Source organism: Protofrankia sp. Cj3, from assembly GCF_917627355.1.
Classification (GTDB): Bacteria; Actinomycetota; Actinomycetes; order Frankiales; family Frankiaceae; genus Protofrankia.
The window spans coordinates 1-2,251 of the sequence record NZ_CAKJTR010000216.1 but is presented as its reverse complement, the minus strand read 5'-3'; the positions used below and the strand labels follow the sequence as shown (position 1 = coordinate 2,251).

2 protein-coding genes are annotated in these 2,251 nt (G+C 68.6%); both read right to left on the bottom strand.

The window, feature by feature from the left end; genetic code table 11:
* The coding region (locus MJ783_RS20520; protein WP_239312830.1) for an ABC transporter ATP-binding protein at window positions 1-713 on the bottom strand (713 nt) is incomplete at its 3' end.
* A gap of 181 nt (window positions 714-894) precedes the next feature.
* Entirely contained in the window at window positions 895-1,770 is an 876-nt protein-coding gene (locus MJ783_RS20515; protein WP_239312829.1) for a hypothetical protein, read from the bottom strand.
* Between the last annotated feature and the right edge of the window lie 481 nt (window positions 1,771-2,251).

Here is a 2,251-nt window from a genome sequence, read left to right as displayed (position 1 = left end):
AACCGCACCGACACGCATCCGCCGGGCACCCGCCGTTTCAGTTCCGCGGCCGTGCCCTCGGCGACCAGGCGACCGTTGTCGAGGACGCCGATCCGGTCGGCCAGCTGGTCGGCCTCCTCGAGGTACTGCGTCGTCAGCAGCACCGTCACGCCGTCGGCGACCTGCTCGCGCACGATCGCCCACAGGTTGCGACGGCTGCGCGGGTCGAGACCGGCCGTCGGCTCGTCAAGGAAGATTATTTGAGGCCGGGCGATGAGTGTCATCGCCAGATCCAGCCGTCGTTTCATGCCGCCCGAGTAGGTCTGTGCCCGCCGGTCAGCCGCGTCAGCAAGGTCGAAACGCGTCAGCATCATGGTCACGGCAGCCGTCGCGGCCGCTCGGTCCAGATGCGTCAGGTCGGCCATCAGCCGCAGGTTCTCGCGGCCGGTGAGCAGCGTGTCGATCGCCGAGAACTGCCCGGTGGCACCGATCACGGCACGCACTCCAGCGGGCTCGCGCCGTACGTCGAAGCCGGCGACGCGGATCTCGCCGTCACCGGGGGCCAGCAAGGTGGAGAGGATGTTGACGATGGTCGTCTTGCCGGCGCCGTTGGGCCCGAGGAGCGCGTAGACGGTGCCTTGCGGGACGGTCAGCTCGACGCCGTCCAGCACGGCGTGCTCGCCGTAGGACTTGGTGAGTCCGGCGACCTCGATCGCGGGGTTGGTAGCGGTCATATCGCCATGCTGGAAGCCTGACGTAGGGTCAAGGTCAAGCCGGTTGCCTCAGAAAACCCTTCTGGACGGCTTGACGAGATCCGCCGTCGCCCTTCCTCGTGCCGCTCCGGGTTGCGCCGGGTGGGGCGCTGGTTATCCGTTCGGCCCGCCGCGAGCGTCACACCGTTGATACAGGCAGCCGTCAGCCCGCGATCGTGAGGATCTCTGAAAGCGGCCGGCGCGGGGCTGGTTCGCCCAGGACACCGCCGGGCAGCGGCGGGCCGAGTCGAATGACCATCTGCACGGTGCCGGTGCTGCGCAGAATCTCGCGCAGCGTGACGCGGATCGCGTCGATGTCCTGCGCGTGCCCGATCGGGCACGCGGGCACGCCGAGGGCGGTGGCCGTCAGCAGCACTCGGGCGAGCGCCTGGCCCGCCGTCATCCGATCGATAGGACGGTCGGCGGCGGTGCCGAGCACCGCGACGGCGTTCTGGCCGTCCCGCCTGTCGCCCGCAAGCGGCGTCGGGCCTGTCGCGAGATGATCGTCGTCACCGGTGTCGTCCAGCGTGGCCAGCCAGGCACCTTCGAGCCCGGCGGCATCCTGGAGCGCTGCCACCGCCCCGGTCATGTCGGTTGTGGGCTCGATCGGCCCGCGGCCCGCGTGTCCCGCGTGTCCCAGGTAGGCCGCGGCGCCAAGCGACCGCTCCCAGCAGTCAGCCGGCTTGGCCGCGTTGACGCGGATGGTCGCGAGCGGCTCCTTGCCGGCGAGATCCCGGTGGAGGCCGCCATAGCCGGGCCCGCCCGGCAGAACGACGACATCCGGGACGAACCCGCGCAGGCGCAGCGCGATCCGGGCGTAATACAGTGCGGCGCCACAGCTGATCAGCAGTTGCCGGCCGTCGGGGTCGACGGCACCCAGGAGCCGCGAGGGATCCGCGAACAGATCCAGGCGCCTGTCCCCGACCAGCCAGTGCCAAGGCTGCGTGTCATGGATCGATGGCGCGTACGAGGCCGCTGTGACAACTGCTTCGATCTCTTCGCGAAAAGATGTCAGGGCGGTCGCTCGCATGGTCTTCACCCGTTCCCCTCGTTGCCTGATCCCGTCACGCTGTCGCCTTGCTTGTTCCCCGTCCGTCTCCGTTTCCTCCTGATCCTTCGCCGGCGGCCGGGGCACGGTCCTCGTGCGGTCCGGCCCTCGGGGGCGTCAGCGCCGGAGGCCGCGGGTAGGCCGGTGGACGTGTCGCGGACGTCCGGGGTTGGCCAGATCTTCATCCGCCTATGCGTAGCCGTCTGAGCACGGAAAGAAATTTTTACAAACTGCTTGCGATCATGAAATTTCATCGTTCCGTCGTGTATGTTTTCTCTTGCCGGCGGAAAGCCGGGAGACACCGCGGCCAAAACGCCGCAGTGGCCCCCATCCACGGTCCGGGCACCTTAACAGGGATGCTCGGGGTGCTTCGCCAGGCAACTGCCGACCAACTCGGCGCTGTTTGACTCGGCGATACTCCATCGGTAGGTTGCAACAACCGCTCCGGGTGGGCGCTGAAAAGGCGTAGCCC